Below are 17,130 nucleotides of genomic sequence, written 5' to 3' on the forward strand. Positions count from 1 at the left end.
GTGGCTTGAGCCGCTTCCTTCGCTTTGCTACGTCCAGGGTCTCAAGACGCACGCTGATCCCTCAGGAGTCGGCCTTTCTCCGTTCCGGTACATTCTGATACTCTAAAAAATATTTGCTGATAGAACAGAAAAAAACGTAAAGGACTCATTCCCCTTACGTTTTTTCTGTTCTGTCCCAACCTCGTTTTCTTTTTGTCACAAAGTATTTGGGTTTTAGATTTGCTTATACAATAAGCTGTAAAGTTAAATGACACTAGGTATCAGTCATAAAATGGATAGACTGACATAAAGATGTGTGATAGGTTGAATAGGGTATATAGAAAATTATGGAAAGGAGGAGCGGACATGAAAAGAGCAACGGGACTAGCCCTAGGCTTTATCGTCATAGTTTGTTTGGTCGTCATAGCATTTATGGGCAACCAACTGCGTGTTAATAAAGACCAGGCATCAGAAACGCCGGAAGTAGCAGCGCCGACTGAAGAGGTTGCTGGGATTCAGCACAACCCGCCTTCAATGGATGACATTCCAGAGGGGAAAGAAGGGGAAGCAATTAAACGCGGCTTCGATTTATTCGATGATACGTCTAACGTATTACGTTCTGAGGCGGCAACAGTAGAAGACGGACTTGCACGAGTGAATGAATTGTCTTGTACAAGTTGTCATGCAGGTGCAGGAACAGACGAAGGTGTTTCATCCATGGTCGGAATGTCTGCAGTTTATCCGATGTACATCGGACGATCGGGTCAAATGGTTACACTAGAAGAACGTATTAACGGCTGTATGGTAAGAAGTATGGACGGGCAAAAATTTGCTGCTGATGATGAAGACTTAGATGCAATGGTCGCATACATGACGTATATCTCCGAAGGAATTCCAGTAGGCGCCGAATTAGATTGGCGCCATAAGAACTCTCTGGATGATTTACCGACACCGAACGTAGAAAACGGTGAAGAAGTGTATCAGCAATCTTGTATCGCATGTCACGGTGAGAACGGTGAAGGGATCGGTTCTAACACGGGTCCTAAACTTTGGGGTGAAGGATCATTTAACGATGGAGCAGGAATTGCACGTATGACGAAAATGACGGGGTACATCCAGAACAACATGCCTGTTGGTCAAGAAAGTACACTCACTGATCAAGAAGCTAGTGACTTGGCGGCGTACATCCTATCAAAAGATCGTCCTGAATGGAAAAATCATGACAAAGACTGGCCGGACGGAGGTCGTCCGAACGATATCATAACGAAAGAACGTCGTGATCAAATCAAAGATGGAACTATCAACTGGGATGAAGTATTAGCGAAGCCAGAAAAGAAATAAGCTGTTCAACACGTCTGTCGCATAAAGTGGCAGGCGTTTTTTTCTATGGTAAACTAGTGGAATAAAGAACAGAAAAGGGGAAGATATCCATGCAATCACCATTTACATTTGCACATACCGCACCAACGAATACCGCAGGAAAAATGCCTGCACTATTTTTACTTCATGGAATGGGGAGTCATGAAGAAGATTTACCACAACTAGTCAAAGATTTTACAGATACACATCATATTTTCAGTTTGAGAGGACCTATCGTTCATGAGCCAGGCTATGCATTTTTCACGATTGAAGAGGAAGGAAAGCCGGTTCGTGAAGTATTCGATAAAGTGCTCGTCTATATCCAATCATTCATTCGTGAAGCTATTCAGGAGTACGATCTAGATCCTGACCGTTTGACGGTCGTCGGTTTCAGTCAGGGAGCCGTACTTGCACAGGCGCTGGGTGTAACGTTGATCCCTTCACTGCATGGAGTAGTGGCGCTTAGCGGGTATGTACCTGATTTCGTCAAGAGTGAATACGCAATACAATCTGTGGAAAATCAACAGGTATTCATTTCCCATGGAGACTATGACTATGTAATTCCATCCCAATCTGGAGTGGAAAGCAAGGAGTATTTCGAGTCGCTTGGTGCAGACGTTACGTTTAAAACATATAATGACGGACATGGTGTAACACCAGAGAATCAACAAGACTTGGCGGCGTTTATTCGGTCGCTATAAGGAGTTGATCGGTTGAAGATCAAACCATTTTGGGCAATTATGCTGACGGTCGTATTGATTTGGGTGGCTAATTATATTTACGCAGAGAAGCACAAGCTTGAGCGTCCTGTATTCTTGAATCATTATCTTGATTTAAACTTGAAAAATGAACAGTATATACCGTTTTATTTTATTACGAATAAAGATGATACGTCTTTTATACAGTTCGTGGAGCTAGGCAATATTCGGGGAATTCCGGATCGTTTTGGTGAGAATGAGGGAGTAGAGGTAGTAGAGCAATTTGGCAGATATTCATTAAAAAGAGTGAATATCCAGTTCGATCCGGAAGCATTCGTGACCTCTGGTGAAACAGTAAAATTCGATAATATGGTTGTCCACTTTTCTGGAAACGAAGTAGCTACTTATTCAATAGGTCAGATTGTGTTTCAATATCAAAAAGAACAGTGGGACCCGCTCTCATTCAAATCGGGTTCGGTAGGAGAATATTCGGAAACCCGTCTGAACGCAAAAGAGGCACTGACGATTGAATCGGTCGACACAGTATTCGATGATGCCTTACAAGATCAATTTCTTATAAAATTGCATAGCGCAAATGGTGTCGAAACAGAGCAACTAAGGCCTGTATTGGAAAGCGATGAGTGGAATCATGCAAAAGGCATTGATCTACGTGAGATGAATTTCCCTCTGCAATTAGCCGCAGGGGCCTGGTTGAATGTGAAAAGTTATGCGGATCCTGCATTGCATGCCGTATTAGACGTAAAGATTGATTTGAACGGTACGACCGAAGCGGGTGAATCGTTCGTTACTCGGGTTGGTCATCTCCACTATTATCCATATATGACGAAAGAGTCTATCCGGCAAGTCATCGAGGATCGAACGGAGGTAAAAGCTCATGAATAAAGCATTTAAGTTATTCTTTTGGGGCTATCTCTTCGTTTTCTTCCGATTGCAAATAGGGATTGATATACTGGCAGCACCAATTGGTTACTATTTGATTTATTCAGGTGCGCGACTACTAACTCAACGTTATCGGGTAGCCAAAAAAGTGGAAATCACCGCATTCATTGGGATGCTGATTTCGGTACCGGGGGTTTTCGTCAATCTTTCTGAAGTCAGTGATATGGGCTGGACCATATATGCGGGAATTTTATTCATTTGGAAAACAATCGTCGTCTACTACTTATTTGGTACGTGGAAATCGATTATTCAAGAACCTGGCCAAGCACAGTTGCGTAACCGCATACACACGGCTTATATCTGGTACATGAGCATTCACTTTATGATGATGCTCATGACAGCATTCTCGCTAAATTTTGGAGACCATGCATTTTCAACTTTCTTCATTATTATCAGTTTTGCATTGGTTGCGATGGACGTCTTGCTACTGTTCCTCATCGCTTCATTGCGTAGAGAGAATTGGGCAGAATATAAAACCAACGAGGCTGGGACATAACTAGAAAATAGTCCGCTCCCCTGCGCTGGCGCTCTTGTAAGGTCTCAACATTCGCGCTAGATCCCGCAGGAGTCGGCCTTTTTCCGCTCCGGTACACTTCTGTATCACAAAAGTTACTTTTATAAATACGTAGTCAAAAAAATGCATGAAGGAGAAGAATGATCCTTCATGCGTTTTTTTGGTTTTGTTTCGGTTTCTTCCAAACGCATCAGCTCGGAACGACAATCACCGTCGCCTTACCGTTTAATTCACCCGTCGTAACTGTAGTCGCCTCTTCACCGCAAACCGCTGCAATATAGCCGGCCACGTCATCCCGAACAGTACTAGGAAAATGCCAAGAAACTGCAATGCCGTTAACTTTTCGCCAAGCAACAACATCGAAGCTATAATCGCCACAGGCAACTCAACAGCACTCAAAATAGAAGACATGCCCGCGCCGACTTTTGGCACTCCGACAGAAAACAAGAAAATAGGAAGGACAATTCCGAACACACCTAAAATGGCACCATAAATCCACAAACCATCACCTAACATCCCGTTCCATAAAATCTCTGGAGATTGGAAAAATGTAATGACAATCGCGGCATAAAACGACATTAAGAACAACCGCGTCACTACGTCCATACCTGGTACGGGCTTCTGATTTGCTGTAACGAACGCAGCGAAACTAAACGCCGCGGCAAGTCCCCATGCCCATCCCTGCCATGGGATTTCGCTTAGATCAACGTCAATTAATCCGGCAGCTAAAATCGTTCCGCCAAATAGAAAGACAAGTGATACCACTTCCGAACGTTTGGGCAAACGCTTGGCCCCTACACATTCATAGAGCATTCCGATCCAAGTAAATTGAAAGAGTAATACGACCGCCAATGATGCGGGCATATATTCAACTGCTTTCCCGTACACCGTCCCGGTAATCGCTGTGAATAAACCAGCAATTAATACTGGGAAACTTCCACGGAAAGTCGGTAAACCACGTTTGACTAAGATGAAAATAATAAGCGCTAAAAGAAATCCGGTATAATATTGGCTCGTCACTGCTTCCGAAGCGGTGAAGCCATCTTGAATTGCTAATTTAATAATCGTTGATAAAATTCCATAACTTGCAGCTCCAAGTACAACGAGCAGCGGATACATCCACATTTTCATCCGCATAACCTCCATTTCCATCGGATCATAGTATAGCATGAAAATAAGTTTTCAGACTGCACTATACTCACTGTATTTCCCGGGAAATAGCAACAAGTACTGCAAATAAACGGGGAAAAGCTGTACAGTGGAATTTTCACTGTACAGCTTTTAACGGTGAATCAGTGGGGAGCGCCGTAGTCATTCGACAAGCTGCCACCACTAAAACGAGGGGAGTGGTTGATTTTTTCTTTCATAAGCGCTTTTCGCTGATCGGGTAAAGAGATGGAATCGACCGTTTGCATATCTTCATGCAAATCGAACAAACTAACTGTGTTAGTCTGTAGATTTTCAGGATGTGTCTGAATCAGACGATAGGTATTCGGATGATAGTTAGGGCTTGGATTTTTCCTTGACGCCACGTCTTATCGCCTCCTATTATGCTTGGCGAACCATTTTTAGAAGCATATGTGCCAAAGAGTGTTGCTCTTCTTTAGTGCCTGAATCCCACAGTTCTTGTAATAAATATTGCTCACGGTTTCGCGGTTCTTCATGACGTGATAAATAATCGGCAATAAACGTTGTGGTTTTCGCCAATTGTTCATCACTCATTCCAAGGCTTTCACCTTTTTCTACCTTATCGGCTAGATACCCTTTAAAATGATTGAAGTTCTGCAAAATCTGATCTTTCTTGTCCTTACCCATGTTTGAAACTTCAGACTCCAGCTTTTTTTTCATTTCCACCAATCAACCACTCCTTTTCATTGTGATACAACTAGCGTGTACAAGAAGTGGAGAACTATGCACAGGAAGATATATGTAAAGTATTTCGAATTATGTGTGAAAGTGGTCTTCAATGGGTAGAAGTATAGCATAGTGTTAGTGATAGGGAGGTGCAATAATGGCTAATAAACAATATGAGGGCACATTTCATTCCGTAGATAACGTTCGTTATAAAATAACTGAACTAGAAGCAAAAGGATTTAAAAAACATCACATTTGTGTAGTCTCCAATGTGCGAGATGACCTAAAAGTACTGGAAAGTGATCCTGAAATTGAAATAATCGGTATTCAGGAAGGATCGGTTTGGGATCATACGCGCCGTTTGTTCAACAGTAAAGATGAAATGTTAACGATTTTCATTAAAATGGGTTTTACAAAATTAGAATCCAAAACATTCTATAATGATTTAAAAGAAGGTGGGATCGCTTTATTTGTTGATCAACTGACAGATGAAGAACGAGCGCAATCTGTAGATCCACATGATAGTGCCCATCAGCAAACAGACAGTGGTGAAAATCTGGATAGTAATCCGAATGGAGAAGTAGGTAATCCTATTCCAAATAGTCCACGAATAGGTACAAATCAGTTGTAAAAAAGAAGGATCTCCCATTGTAATGGAAGATCCTTCTTTTTATATTGTATAGAAAACAAGTCCGCTGATTGAGCAGCAGACTTGTTAGTACATGTATTATTTTTCAGGATGTGATTCATCATCACTAAAGCGTTCTTTTGCTTTACCGATCTTTTCTTGTGTAGCACCTTTTGCTTTGTCCCATTTACCTTCAGCTTGCATTTTAGTGTTGTCAGTTAAATCACCTACGGTATCTTTTACACTACCTTTGACTTTGTTGCCAAAACCTTTTAATTTATCTTCTGTACCGTGATCTTTGTTACTCATACTATCTCCTCCATTTCGTTTGTTATTATATTAAATACCCACTTTTTAAAAGGGAAAACATTCAATAAATGGTCGGAATAATTACATAATGTATTGTGCCCACTATAAAATTCTCCATAAGACACTGAGTATCAATAGTAGAACTCCGGATGAATTTTAAAGAAAATGAAAAGCCGGAAACCTTCTGGAGGCTCCGGCTTTTCGGGTGTATACAAATGTCTGGCATTACGGATTACTGTTCATTCCTGAAAGGTTACTAATTTGCTCCATAAGCTTTTCCCGTGACTGCTTATTTCGCATGAGATAAAGTGCACCTAGTCCGACAGCTGTCATCGCCATTTTGTTCATTTGTCTAACACCTCCAAATGGTAGGATGGCTCTTTGTAGCAAGAATATACAATGGATTTCAATTTGTATTCTACAATTTTCTGTTAAACTTTTAGTGTAGTGATATAATTTCATTATTCATATTTCAAGGACTGGAAGTGTCATCATGAATTTACAAGCTAAATCAACGCTTCGCGAGCTTCGATTTTGGCGTATTGTCATCGGGCTGGGCATTGCTTCAGTGCTGATTTTTGCCGCGATGTATGCTATGCAGCCTTTGCTACCTATTTTAACAAAGCAATTCAATGTCTCCGTGTCCACTGCCAGTTTAGCTATGTCTGTTAATACAATAGGTCTAATTTTCGGTTTGGTGATTCTTGGGTTTTACTCCGACAGGCTAGGTAGATCCGCTTTTGTAAAAGTCTCAGTATTAGTAACGGCGCTTTTATTTATTCCGATGTTTTTGACGCATTCATTTACGGTCATCCTTGTATTGCGTTTTATACAGGGATTTGCGATGGCAGGAGTATTGGCTGCCGCACTTGCTTATATCAATGAAGAGATTAATGAGCGTGTAGTGGGTGTGGCGACAGCTCTGTATATTTCATTCAACGGCACAGGTGGAATGCTTGGTCGTTTTGTCACGGGCTATTTAGCAGAACGTTGGTCATGGGAACTGTCTCTTCAACTGCTAACAGTCGCAGGCGTGGCGGTATTTATCTTCTTACTATTCGTATTACCAAAATCCAATTACTTCACGCCGAGTGTGGAGTCAATGAAGAAAGACATGGAAGGTTTCGGCATACATTTAAAGAATCCGGCTTTGTTAATTGTCTTTGGACTTGGTATCGCATTGCAGCTGAGCTTTACCGGCATGTGGACATTTCTACCATTCCATTTGACAGCTTCACCGTTTTCGATGACGCTTGATGAAGTTTCTTATATCTACTTCGCGTATGCATTTGGAATTATCGGCGCACCGCTCGCTGGCTCTATTGCCAGTAAAGCAGGTATGAATTCTGTTCGATTTATAGGTGTACTCCTGCTGGCGGTTGGCTGTCTTCTAACCATTCCAACTATATTACCGTTGATTATTATTGGTTATTGCATTATCTGTCTTGGTTTTTTCTCTGCCCATTCTTTAACTGCAGCATCTGTCAGTAAAGAAGCAACGCATCATAAGGGGAGTGCATCAAGCCTGTACCTGGTTTCTTATTATATTGGTATGGCGGCAGGAAGTACGCTAGTAACACCGCTTTGGCAGTTTGCAGGGTGGACGGGTCTCGCTATGTTTTCAGCAGTTGTGCCAGTTGTCTATGTACTATTGATTCGATTGCGACGCAGAGTGTTGAGTAAAGTGCAGTAAATAAAAACCAGATGCTTGGGATGAACCCCGGCATCTGGTTTATTTTAGTTTTTAAATACATCTGGTACTGTATGCAAATCGATGCCCCATAATATTGGAAGCAGGAAGTAGATACAAAGTGTCACGAGCAAGACCCCAACTATATTGAGCGCGAAGCCAGCTTTCGCCATGTCAGGAATTCGTAGATAACCTGATCCGAAAACGACTGCGTTCGGTGGGGTGGCAACCGGTAGCATAAATGCACAAGATGCTGCTACACCTGCTGCAATCATCAATGCATACGGATGGAAATTAAGTGCAAGTGCCAACGAAGCCATGATTGGATACATCATAGAAGCTGTTGCTGTATTCGATGTGATTTCTGTCAAGAAAATAACCAGTGTCGTAACAATCAAAATGATGACAATGAGCGGAACACCTTTCAACCCAATCAGTTGAGTACCGATCCATTCGGACAGACCGCTACTGACAAAGCCAGCTGCGATAGCCAGTCCACCACCGAAGAGAAGTAAGATACCCCAAGGTAATTTCACTGCCGTATTCCAATCCAGTAAGTGATCACCTTTTTTATTTACAGACGGAATGATGAACAAAATCATTGCAAACGTTATAGCGATGACACCGTCACTTAAGCCGTCAATAAATCTCGATAGGAAGAATGAGCGCGTAATCCATGAAAAAGCAGCAAGAGCAAAGACGATGAAGACCATAATTTCTTCAATGGATGGACGTCCAAGCAACTTCTTTTCCTTATCAATGACTTCGCGTCCGCCAGGTAATGTTTTGACTGGTGATTTGTAGACGATCTTCACTAGGTACCACCAAGTCAGTAAGATGAATACCCAAGCAAAAGGTACGCCGAACAACATCCATTTACCAAAGGATAACTCGATGCCATAAATTTTATTGATGGCACCAGCAAGCAGTGTATTCGGAGGCGTACCGATCAATGTCGCAATCCCGCCTAATGAAGCAGAGTAAGCAATACCAAGCATCAATGCTTTACCGAATCCAAAGTTTTCTTTTGATGTATCGATAGTCGGATCGTCCTTTAATGCGATTGTTACTTGTGTAATGATCGCCAAACCGATTGGCACCATCATCATTGCTGTGGCAGTGTTAGAAATCCACATAGATAAAAATCCGGTAGCTACCATGAAACCGAGAACGATTTTGTCCATGTTTGTTCCGATTGCAGAGATGATTGTCAGTGCAATTCGTCGATGTAAATTCCACTTCTCAAGCGCGAGTGCGATCATAAATCCACCCATAAATAAGAAAATCGTTTCATCTCCATAGGAAGAAGCGGTGTCTTTCATTTCCAAGCCGCCTGTCATTGGAAACAGTATGAGTGGTAGCAAGGACGCAACTGGAATCGGAATGGCTTCCGTAATCCACCAAACCGCAATCCATACAGTACTGGCTAAAATAGCGATACCCGCTGCGGATAAGTCTGTAGGTTTGAAAAACAGTAAAATAAGGGAAAAGAGTAATGGCCCAAGCACCAATCCAATGAGCTGTGTAGCTGAATAACTGCGGGAGTCCCTACCTCCACCTTCATGATTCACGCCAATCTTTTTTCCACCCTGTCCGCCTGTTGCCATTTCAGAAGAAGCGGGCGCAGCAAAAAAGCGGAAGACATCTTTAACTTGATCGTGTAACGACCAAAGACGATTCCAAGTCTGTTGTAACATTAAGATCCCTTCATTTCTACGTTGTATTTCTTGAAGAGTTGAAATCTTCAAAGACACAATCATTTTACCTATTAAATACAACTAGAACAAGAGGAGTTAAGACTTTTTCGCATAATTAGATAATTATTGTTACAATACAGTGTATAAATCGACGGTTATTATACAGCAAGGGGTATTTAAAAATTTCGACACAGGGGATTCAACCGCGTATAATAAAGTTAACTATGTAAGTTAAAATAGAGGGGAAGTGAGCATTTGACGAAAAAGGTGTGGTTTCAGGTAGGTGTTGGTATATTACTGGCATTGTTGATCACGAAATTCTTTTTAGAAGTAAATTATATTTTTAGACCGGTGGGTATCATTTTACAGACTATTATCATGCCATTAATCTTCGGTGGCCTGCTTTATTACATAACGGTACCTATCCAGCACTATTTGGAAAAGAAAAAAATGCCGAGATGGGGAAGTATCATAACGATTATGCTCATACTCGTAGCGGTTATTTGGATTTTAATCGCAATAATTGGTCCGATGGTCACGAAACAAGTGAATAATCTCGTGGACAACGGGCCCGCTCTCACTCATCAGATTGAGCAGCTAAAAGATAAAGCAATTAATCAAATGGACAATTTACCTGAAGGTTTGCAGGATTCTCTGAATTCAGCAGTTGAGTCAATCCAAACTTTTGCGGTAACATTCGGCAAATGGTTCGTACAATTTGTACAATCCTTCGTCCAAGCGGTAGCGTTATTGTTACTTGTACCGTTCTTCTTCTTATTTATGTTGAAGGATCATGAAAAATTTGCTCCGAGAGTATACAATCTATTTTCCGGAAAGCGACGTATATGGATAAAGAAGACATTGGAAGATATTGATCAGGTCTTACGTTCTTATATTCAAGGACAATTATTAATTAGTGCTATTTTGGCAGCGATTATTTTGATTGGTTATTCAATCATCGGATTGGAGTATGCCTTGTTACTAGCAATTCTCGCTTTATTCATGAATATCATTCCGTTTATTGGACCGTGGATTGCGGTAGCTCCAGCCTTAATCATTGCGTATTTACAGGAACCCAAATTAGTTATTTGGGTCGGAGTGGTTACGTTAGTCGCACAGCAAATCGATAGTAATCTCATTACGCCGAACGTCATGGGGAAATCACTTGATATTCATCCTCTAACGATCATTACAGTATTATTAGTGGCGGGAAGTCTTGCAGGATTCCTTGGTATTCTAGTAGCTGTACCTGCTTATGCAGTTGGTAAAGTAATTGTGCAGAACATCTATGAAATGCGACAAGAAATTAGTGAAGCGGCTACGAAGAATATATAGCGATAGAATCAGCCTCCTAGTCTTTGGACTGGGAGGTTTTTTTATGGGGATAAAAAAAGTAAAACAGTACATTCTACGATAAAAGAAAGGGTGTTGGCATATGCTGACGGAATTTCCCGTTATTCAAACCAATGTTTGGGATGCGATTTGGGGTGTTCCGGTTGTCCTAGTCGTGGTATTGATCGTCAAGTGGATTTTTAAAGTGTCGCTTAGTTGGCTTTCGACAGTTGCCACAGTCGTTGCGCTTGCGATATCTATATTCATCAGCCATCCCAAAAATTTGTCTGCCGGAATTTTCATGGGAATTTTTTATAGTGGTGCGGCTATGGGGATTATCTATTCGACTAAACAATCCTTCCATGCATATCGTAAACGTTAAAAGCAGGCCTTCGCATAGTGAGCGAAAGCCTGTTTTTTTAAGGTATTGGGCAAAATCCACAGCGCATTAATCCAGGTACATCTTTAGAGAAACAACATGTCTTTCGAACGGTGGTATTTAATAAAGCAGATGGTTGTGAACCGTTTAAATAGCTGGAGAAACGTGAGTGATCGGCGATACCTGTCCATGTGGTGTCGTCTTTTAGTATGCTTAAATCTTCGCTTGCTTCCATTTCCAATCCTGGGTCTGACAGTAGTACATGATATTGCCATAACCAGAAGCCGAAAATGTTTTCCCATAAAGTAAGGGGAGATACCGGGACAGCCGTGCGTAGCGACGTAATCACCGAATGTGCATCATCTAGTACACGTCTAATATGCGCTTCTCGGTCTTCGTCATCAATCATTTCCCAATCTGCGCTATCTATAAATGTGCTGATCGCTTTATTGCCGAACTCCTCTCGTGCACCGAACTGCAAGTCTTCTGCTGATCCATTCCACATTTCATCATACACAGCCAAATTATAGAGCTGCATGGCGAAAAACATGCCGAGGCGACGTACGAAAAACGAAGCTGCAACGACTTCATTTGGACTTTGGCTGACAGTTTGGGCAACTTGGACGATAGTTTGTACTTTTGAAGAGTCCAGTACATCGGCTAGCGTGAAGACTGGATGTACTGGCGGTTCCAAGTAGACACTGTAACTATTCAATTCTCTGATTTGGTCTGGTGTAAGTATAGTCATAGCTTCAGTATAATCAAACTACTTTACGGAAACAACCCGAACGTGACGCCAGCCCAACCAGTTTACTAGGCCTTTACATACTATAGGCAGTGAAGAGGTGGTGAAGAGTGGAGACTCAAGTATTGGCTCGCAATGAATCATTTGAGGTGGAACAAAGGGAGTGGAAGTTGCGGCAGCGCAAAGAACGTGGCAAGCGATTGCTGACGATTGTGTCACCGTTGTTCCTGCTGGTGCTATGGGAAGTGATGTCGAGAACGGGTATCTTGGATATTCGCTTTTTCCCGCCGCCCAGTACGATTGTGCAAACCTTTTATGACATGGTTGTGAGCGGCGTGATGGCGAAACATGTTGGCGTCTCATTGTATCGGATTTTCATCGGATTTTTAGCAGGTGTCATTCCAGGCATCATTGTCGGTTTATTGATGGGATTATATTCTCCAATCCGGCATTTTGTTCAACCGATTGTCATGGCTCTTATGCCAATTCCGACGTTGGCATTATTGCCAATCATCATTATTTTATTCGGAATTGGAGATTTGTCGAAGGTTGTGACGATAGCAGGAAGTGTATTTTTCCCGGTTGTCATTAATACGGCGGCGGGTGTGTTGAATATCGATAAGATTTATTTGGATGTTGCTAGTAACTATCAAACGAGTCAGTGGAATTTCTTCTTTAAAATCGCTCTTCCCGGAGCACTTCCTGTCATGCTTGAAGGAATCCAGATGGGGCAGGCGATTGCGTTATTGACGATTGTGGCGGCAGAGATGATGGGGGCGACTTCCGGTATCGGTTATTTGATATGGACGTCCTATAAGGCCTTCTTATTACCTGAAATGTATGTGGGATTAATTCTCATTTCCTTTTTCGGTTACTTATTCTCGCTTATACTGCGTGCGCTTCAAAATAAATTATTGCCATGGAGGTGAAGGAAATGGAGGGGGAGCCAAAGATTACGGTGGATGGACTAATGAAAGCTTTTTATAAGAAACAGGGCAGTGTCATTGCACTTGAAGATATTTCTCTGACGGTAGCTGAAGGTGAATTTGTTTGTCTCGTTGGGCCGAGCGGTTGTGGCAAGACGACGCTGTTACGTATCTTGGCTGGACTTGAACAGCCAAGTGTCGGCAACTTTACGATTGCGACTGAGACGAATGATCGTCCGTTGCAATCGATGGTATTCCAAGAACGTGGTGTCATTCCATGGCTGACAGTACGTGAAAATGTAGCCTTCGGGTTGAAGATGCGTAATTTGCCGAAAGCATTCATTAATGAACGAACGGACTTTTATTTGAAGAAGACAGGGTTGGAACGGTTCGCTTCGCTGTATCCAAAGGAATTGTCAGGCGGTATGAAGCAACGCGTGAGTATAGCGAGAGCTTTTGCGAATGATCCCGAGATTTTACTGATGGATGAACCGTTTGGTGCACTCGATGAACAGAACCGCTTTATTTTGCAGGAAGAGTTATTGAGTATTTGGGCAGAGACGAAGAAGACCGTATTGTTCATTACACATAGTATTGATGAAGCGTTGTTGCTCAGTGATCGCATTCTGTTGATGGGAGCTCAACCGGGGAAAATCATTGAAGAAATCATTATTGATATGCCAAGGCCGAGAAAGATGGAGGATGTTCGGAAAGATCCGGAAATGGCAACAAAATTCATCGAGATATGGCATCATTTGCAAGAGGAAGTACTGAAATCGAGAGAATAAGTGATAAAAGGAGAGATGATGTGGGGAAATGGGTGAAGAAGGCGGGTTTGTTCAGCTTATTATCGTTCGTATTGATCATGGGGGCATGTTCTCCGAAAGAAGTTACGAAGCCTGTAACGAATGACGACAAGCCAGCATCGGGTGATTTGGCTCCACTTGAGAAGCAGGCGAAAGTATTTATAGCGGAAGATGGCGCGGCTTCTGGAGCTGGCTTCTATATTGCGAAAGAAAAAGGGTATTTTGACGATTATAATATCCGTGTAGATTTTGCGGATTTTGCAAATAGTGATGACATGTTGCCCGCACTAGCCGCTGGGGAAGTCGATATCGCGGGTGGCGTCTCCACTGCATCATTCTTTAATGCGATCGCCCAAGGCATTGATGTACGGATCATTGCGGATAAAGGTCATAATATGCCCGGTAAGTCCTACTTCAGTTTCGTCATCGGTAATCATATGGTCGATGAAATCAAGGAATACAGTGACTTCAAAGGAAAGAAAATCGCAGTATCGTCTCGTAACTCTATTGATGGCTATATCTATGAAGAGATGTTAAAGCATGCAGGTTTGACGGAAGATGATGTAGAGTATGTGCACATCGCAGACTTCGGTGCAATGCTTGGGGCCATTGATTCAGGAACGATTGATGCAGCATTAAATATTGAACCGCTTATTGCGCAGGGTATCAGTAAAGGTTTTCACGTTCGCTTTGGAGACGCCACGGATTATGCGCCTGAATCACAAATCGCCATGGTATTGGCTTCGCCTCAGTTCATGGCCAATGAAGAACTGTCGCTACGCTTCATGGCGGCCTATTTAAAAGGAGTGCGTGACTATAACGACGCATTCTTTAAAGATCATGGTAAAGAAGAGATTATAGACATTATGGTGAAACATACGGCGTTGAAAGATCCTGAGTTATGGGAGAGAGTGTTCGTGACAGGACTCGATCCAAACGGCAAGATGTTTATCGACGATATTAAGAAACAGTATGAGATGTATAAGGCGAATGGAGCGATTCGTGGTGAAATCGATTTCGATAAGTCTGTAGATCCGTCGCTTGTTGAGCGTGCGATTAAAGAAATTGGGTTGTACGAAGATTGATAATTGGTGGAGCTGTCCTAGAAGTCATGACGTTTGTGACTTCTGTTGATGGCTCCTTTTTGCTGTAGAGAGGGGGATTGGCGTCTCGGAAAGTGTCATCTGCTAGTGCATCCATCTATTATGGGTGCTAATTTAATTACACGGCAAACATGCTTTCCTGACGTTTTGCTTTTACCGGAAAAGACGGTATTTGATGTAAATTCATCTACAATTAGACAGAAAAACATGCTAAAATAATATGACAGACTATTGGGAGTATGGTGAAATGAATGAGGAAATACATAGGTGAGATCGGGTTGACGTTCACTGCTATTATCTGGGGGAGCGGTTTTGTGATGAGCGCGCTCGCTTTGGAATATTACACACCGTATCAAATTTTAGCTGTGCGTTTTATCATTGGGGCTTTACTACTTAGTATCGTCTTCCATAAACGTCTACTTCGGGTGGATAAGTCGGTTTTATGGAAAGGCGCATTGCTTGGTGTTTTTCTGTATGGAGCATTTGCTTTGCAGACGGTAGGTTTGCAGTTTACGACACCTTCGAAAAATGCATTTTTAACCGGTGTAAATGTAGTGATGGTCCCGTTGATTGCATTCATTTTGTATAAGCGGAAACTCGATACATTTGAATGGTTTGGTGCAGTACTGGCGCTAATTGGAGTGGCGGTTTTATCGTTGCAGTGGTCTACCACTATTAACATTGGCGATGTGTTGACACTTGGTTGTGCCGTGATGTTTGCGTTTCATATTTTATACACGGCGCGCTTTGTCCGCACAGAAGACGCCATTTTGCTAACGCTATTACAAATGGTTGTCGCCGCAGGGATCAGCTCGGTGACTGTTATCGGAATGGGCGAGACGTCATTCTCCATGGAGCCAAAGGGTGTAAGTTCAGTGTTGTACTTAGCTGTATTTTCTACGACGTTGGCATTCTTAATGCAAACAGTTGGGCAGAAACACTTATCAGAAACGAAAGCGGCCATTATTTTATCGACAGAATCAGTTTGGGGCATGATTTTCTCTGTTGCCCTCGCCTATGAACTGTTGACGTTCCGCATGTTCCTAGGTGCACTCATTATCTTCATCGCGATTTTATTGTCAGAAGTTAGACCGCCATTATTGAAAAAACGCATTCCGCGGCAAGTTAAAGAGCATGAAATTTGAAAAAGGGTTGTCTTTCAAGTCTTCAACTGACTTTGAAACAACCTTTTTCTATGTTTTCTTTGCTGCCAATGAAGTTTGATAACTATGCAACGACATGCCTCCGATAATCACCAGCATGCCAACTAATGAAAGAGCACTCGGTACTGGCAAGCTCAGCAATAGCATCTCGCCAAGCATGGCGAAAATTAATTCGACGGACTGTGTAGCTTCGACAGCTGCCAGTTTCCCTTGATCATGTTGTACTAGATCCGTCGCCATGAAGAATAGTGAAGTGGCGATCACACCTGAACTGACCGAAACAATTAATGACTGCACGACTTGGCTCGTAGAGGGCAAGCCAACTGTCGCCCAAGCATAGAGAGCGAGGAGCAGCCAAATCGGTATTGTCATTAGTGTCATCGCGAGTACACGCTGGAACATATCGAGCCGGCCGCCGACCAAGTTCATCATCTTCCGATTACCAAGTGGATAGGCGAATGCTGCAATGATGAGTGGTAACGTACCGAGTAAAATGGTTTTAGTCGATACGCTACTAGCATGCGGAATCTGGATTAGCAGGACGCCTACTAAGATGACCAACGAAATTACCAATGATGTTGCAGGTATATGATGGCGGATTGTCTTGATTTCGCCAGTTTTCGTCTTCGTTTGGAACGTGAAGAAAGGGGCTAGCAAAACACCAGCCACAATCGTCATTTGCCATGTTCCTGCAACAAGCCATCCTGGACTATAGCCGGCTGAAAACGTTAGAGGACCGTAGAACAGAACAAATGCCACGAAACTCCAAATAAAAAAAGGCCATGGTGCAGCAGTCATTTCCCGTTTGATGCCATCCAATCCATTGCGCATCGCCACGATCACGACAAGAAACGGAACCATGAAGAAATAGCGCAGTGAGGCACTCCACATCCAACTACCACCGTCGAGTTCCATAGAACGATTCAGCACAAAAGTCACCGCAAAAAAGAGCGCAGATAAAACACCGATCCACATTGCTTTCATATGC

20 protein-coding genes are annotated in these 17,130 nt (G+C 42.5%); 12 read left to right on the forward strand and 8 right to left on the reverse strand.

Going from position 1 to position 17,130, the window contains the following annotated elements; all coding sequences use genetic code 11:
* Positions 1-345: 345 nt before the first annotated feature.
* The 4 genes from CSV73_RS16905 (at position 346) to CSV73_RS11770 (ending at position 3,492) form a co-directional block, all read left to right on the forward strand.
* The gene (locus CSV73_RS16905) at positions 346-1,320 is read left to right on the forward strand and encodes a c-type cytochrome (RefSeq protein WP_099627683.1); all 975 of its coding nucleotides are present in this window, start codon (positions 346-348) and stop codon (positions 1,318-1,320) included.
* A gap of 89 nt (positions 1,321-1,409) precedes the next feature.
* On the forward strand, positions 1,410-2,039 hold the full coding sequence (locus CSV73_RS11760; RefSeq protein ID WP_099627684.1) for an alpha/beta hydrolase: 630 nt from the start codon (positions 1,410-1,412) through the stop codon (positions 2,037-2,039).
* Between the two features lie 12 nt (positions 2,040-2,051).
* Positions 2,052-2,939, forward strand: coding sequence for a hypothetical protein (locus CSV73_RS11765; RefSeq protein WP_099627685.1), 888 nt, complete (start codon positions 2,052-2,054; stop codon positions 2,937-2,939).
* Positions 2,932-3,492 carry a hypothetical protein gene (locus CSV73_RS11770; protein WP_099627686.1) on the forward strand — a complete coding sequence of 187 codons (561 nt, stop codon included), beginning with the start codon at positions 2,932-2,934 and terminating at the stop codon, positions 3,490-3,492. The genes CSV73_RS11765 and CSV73_RS11770 overlap by 8 nt, the downstream gene beginning before the upstream one ends.
* Positions 3,493-3,735: 243 nt before the next feature.
* On the opposite strand, the gene CSV73_RS11775 is transcribed toward CSV73_RS11770, so the two are convergent.
* The 3 genes from CSV73_RS11775 to CSV73_RS11785 all read right to left on the reverse strand — a co-directional run bounded on the left by CSV73_RS11775 (position 3,736) and on the right by CSV73_RS11785 (position 5,358).
* Complete coding sequence (locus CSV73_RS11775; RefSeq protein WP_099627687.1) at positions 3,736-4,641, reverse strand: EamA family transporter; 906 nt, start codon at positions 4,639-4,641, stop codon at positions 3,736-3,738.
* 161 nt (positions 4,642-4,802) lie between these two features.
* Complete coding sequence (locus CSV73_RS11780) at positions 4,803-5,042, reverse strand: hypothetical protein (protein WP_085132405.1); 240 nt, start codon at positions 5,040-5,042, stop codon at positions 4,803-4,805.
* Positions 5,043-5,058: 16 nt separating this feature from the next.
* Positions 5,059-5,358, reverse strand: coding sequence for a DUF3243 domain-containing protein (locus CSV73_RS11785; RefSeq protein WP_099627728.1), 300 nt, complete (start codon positions 5,356-5,358; stop codon positions 5,059-5,061).
* A gap of 163 nt (positions 5,359-5,521) precedes the next feature.
* Between CSV73_RS11785 and CSV73_RS11790 the strand changes: the two genes are divergently transcribed.
* Positions 5,522-5,995 (forward strand): YflT domain-containing protein, encoded by a 474-nt coding sequence (locus CSV73_RS11790; RefSeq protein ID WP_085132406.1) that lies wholly within the window; start codon positions 5,522-5,524, stop codon positions 5,993-5,995.
* Positions 5,996-6,091: 96 nt separating this feature from the next.
* On the opposite strand, the gene CSV73_RS11795 is transcribed toward CSV73_RS11790, so the two are convergent.
* Positions 6,092-6,301, reverse strand: coding sequence for a CsbD family protein (locus CSV73_RS11795; protein WP_085132407.1), 210 nt, complete (start codon positions 6,299-6,301; stop codon positions 6,092-6,094).
* A 225-nt stretch (positions 6,302-6,526) separates the two neighbouring features.
* Positions 6,527-6,649, reverse strand: a complete 123-nt coding sequence (locus tag CSV73_RS16865; RefSeq protein ID WP_255397532.1) for a hypothetical protein — start codon at positions 6,647-6,649, stop codon at positions 6,527-6,529.
* Between the two features lie 145 nt (positions 6,650-6,794).
* Between CSV73_RS16865 and CSV73_RS11800 the strand changes: the two genes are divergently transcribed.
* Positions 6,795-7,994: an MFS transporter gene (locus CSV73_RS11800; RefSeq protein WP_085132408.1), complete on the forward strand. Its 1,200-nt coding sequence runs from the start codon at positions 6,795-6,797 to the stop codon at positions 7,992-7,994.
* Between the two features lie 44 nt (positions 7,995-8,038).
* Here the strand turns inward: CSV73_RS11800 and CSV73_RS11805 are convergent, their stop codons facing one another.
* The gene (locus CSV73_RS11805; RefSeq protein WP_085132409.1) at positions 8,039-9,688 is read right to left on the reverse strand and encodes an SLC13 family permease; all 1,650 of its coding nucleotides are present in this window, start codon (positions 9,686-9,688) and stop codon (positions 8,039-8,041) included.
* Between the two features lie 255 nt (positions 9,689-9,943).
* Here CSV73_RS11805 and CSV73_RS11810 point away from each other — a divergent pair, with 255 nt between their 5' ends.
* Positions 9,944-11,023: an AI-2E family transporter gene (locus tag CSV73_RS11810; RefSeq protein WP_085132410.1), complete on the forward strand. Its 1,080-nt coding sequence runs from the start codon at positions 9,944-9,946 to the stop codon at positions 11,021-11,023.
* Between the two features lie 100 nt (positions 11,024-11,123).
* Positions 11,124-11,402 (forward strand): hypothetical protein, encoded by a 279-nt coding sequence (locus CSV73_RS11815; protein ID WP_085132411.1) that lies wholly within the window; start codon positions 11,124-11,126, stop codon positions 11,400-11,402.
* 37 nt (positions 11,403-11,439) lie between these two features.
* Here CSV73_RS11815 and CSV73_RS11820 read toward each other — a convergent pair whose 3' ends face one another.
* Positions 11,440-12,147 carry a hypothetical protein gene (locus CSV73_RS11820; RefSeq protein ID WP_099627688.1) on the reverse strand — a complete coding sequence of 236 codons (708 nt, stop codon included), beginning with the start codon at positions 12,145-12,147 and terminating at the stop codon, positions 11,440-11,442.
* Between the two features lie 107 nt (positions 12,148-12,254).
* On the opposite strand from CSV73_RS11820, the gene CSV73_RS11825 reads away from it, so the two are divergent.
* The 4 genes from CSV73_RS11825 (at position 12,255) to CSV73_RS11840 (ending at position 16,124) form a co-directional block, all read left to right on the forward strand.
* The gene (locus CSV73_RS11825; protein ID WP_085132413.1) at positions 12,255-13,073 is read left to right on the forward strand and encodes an ABC transporter permease; all 819 of its coding nucleotides are present in this window, start codon (positions 12,255-12,257) and stop codon (positions 13,071-13,073) included.
* A gap of 5 nt (positions 13,074-13,078) precedes the next feature.
* Complete coding sequence (locus tag CSV73_RS11830) at positions 13,079-13,858, forward strand: ABC transporter ATP-binding protein (RefSeq protein ID WP_085132414.1); 780 nt, start codon at positions 13,079-13,081, stop codon at positions 13,856-13,858.
* A 77-nt stretch (positions 13,859-13,935) separates the two neighbouring features.
* Positions 13,936-14,961 (forward strand): ABC transporter substrate-binding protein, encoded by a 1,026-nt coding sequence (locus CSV73_RS11835; protein WP_198166121.1) that lies wholly within the window; start codon positions 13,936-13,938, stop codon positions 14,959-14,961.
* Positions 14,962-15,230: 269 nt separating this feature from the next.
* Complete coding sequence (locus CSV73_RS11840) at positions 15,231-16,124, forward strand: DMT family transporter (RefSeq protein WP_099627689.1); 894 nt, start codon at positions 15,231-15,233, stop codon at positions 16,122-16,124.
* Positions 16,125-16,172: 48 nt separating this feature from the next.
* On the opposite strand, the gene CSV73_RS11845 is transcribed toward CSV73_RS11840, so the two are convergent.
* On the reverse strand, positions 16,173-17,126 hold the full coding sequence (locus CSV73_RS11845) for a DMT family transporter (RefSeq protein ID WP_099627690.1): 954 nt from the start codon (positions 17,124-17,126) through the stop codon (positions 16,173-16,175).
* Positions 17,127-17,130 lie beyond the last annotated feature (4 nt).

This window comes from Sporosarcina sp. P1 (assembly GCF_002743155.1).
GTDB classification, from domain to species: Bacteria; Bacillota; Bacilli; order Bacillales_A; family Planococcaceae; genus Sporosarcina; species Sporosarcina ureae_B.

Excerpts from the sequence above, each read along its gene's own strand:
- CSV73_RS16905 (WP_099627683.1), top strand. The coding sequence starts at position 346 with ATGAAAAGAGCAACGGGACTAGCCCTAGGCTTTATCGTCATAGTTTGT.
- CSV73_RS11760 (WP_099627684.1), top strand. The coding sequence starts at position 1,410 with ATGCAATCACCATTTACATTTGCACATACCGCACCAACGAATACCGCA.
- CSV73_RS11770 (WP_099627686.1), top strand. The coding sequence starts at position 2,932 with ATGAATAAAGCATTTAAGTTATTCTTTTGGGGCTATCTCTTCGTTTTC.
- CSV73_RS11775 (WP_099627687.1), bottom strand. The coding sequence starts at position 4,641 with ATGAAAATGTGGATGTATCCGCTGCTCGTTGTACTTGGAGCTGCAAGT.
- CSV73_RS11785 (WP_099627728.1), bottom strand. The coding sequence starts at position 5,358 with ATGAAAAAAAAGCTGGAGTCTGAAGTTTCAAACATGGGTAAGGACAAG.
- CSV73_RS11790 (WP_085132406.1), top strand. The coding sequence starts at position 5,522 with ATGGCTAATAAACAATATGAGGGCACATTTCATTCCGTAGATAACGTT.
- CSV73_RS11795 (WP_085132407.1), bottom strand. The coding sequence starts at position 6,301 with ATGAGTAACAAAGATCACGGTACAGAAGATAAATTAAAAGGTTTTGGC.
- CSV73_RS16865 (WP_255397532.1), bottom strand. The coding sequence starts at position 6,649 with ATGAACAAAATGGCGATGACAGCTGTCGGACTAGGTGCACTTTATCTC.
- CSV73_RS11800 (WP_085132408.1), top strand. The coding sequence starts at position 6,795 with ATGAATTTACAAGCTAAATCAACGCTTCGCGAGCTTCGATTTTGGCGT.
- CSV73_RS11805 (WP_085132409.1), bottom strand. The coding sequence starts at position 9,688 with ATGTTACAACAGACTTGGAATCGTCTTTGGTCGTTACACGATCAAGTT.
- CSV73_RS11815 (WP_085132411.1), top strand. The coding sequence starts at position 11,124 with ATGCTGACGGAATTTCCCGTTATTCAAACCAATGTTTGGGATGCGATT.
- CSV73_RS11820 (WP_099627688.1), bottom strand. The coding sequence starts at position 12,147 with ATGACTATACTTACACCAGACCAAATCAGAGAATTGAATAGTTACAGT.
- CSV73_RS11830 (WP_085132414.1), top strand. The coding sequence starts at position 13,079 with ATGGAGGGGGAGCCAAAGATTACGGTGGATGGACTAATGAAAGCTTTT.
- CSV73_RS11835 (WP_198166121.1), top strand. The coding sequence starts at position 13,936 with ATGGGGGCATGTTCTCCGAAAGAAGTTACGAAGCCTGTAACGAATGAC.
- CSV73_RS11840 (WP_099627689.1), top strand. The coding sequence starts at position 15,231 with ATGAGGAAATACATAGGTGAGATCGGGTTGACGTTCACTGCTATTATC.
- CSV73_RS11845 (WP_099627690.1), bottom strand. The coding sequence starts at position 17,126 with ATGAAAGCAATGTGGATCGGTGTTTTATCTGCGCTCTTTTTTGCGGTG.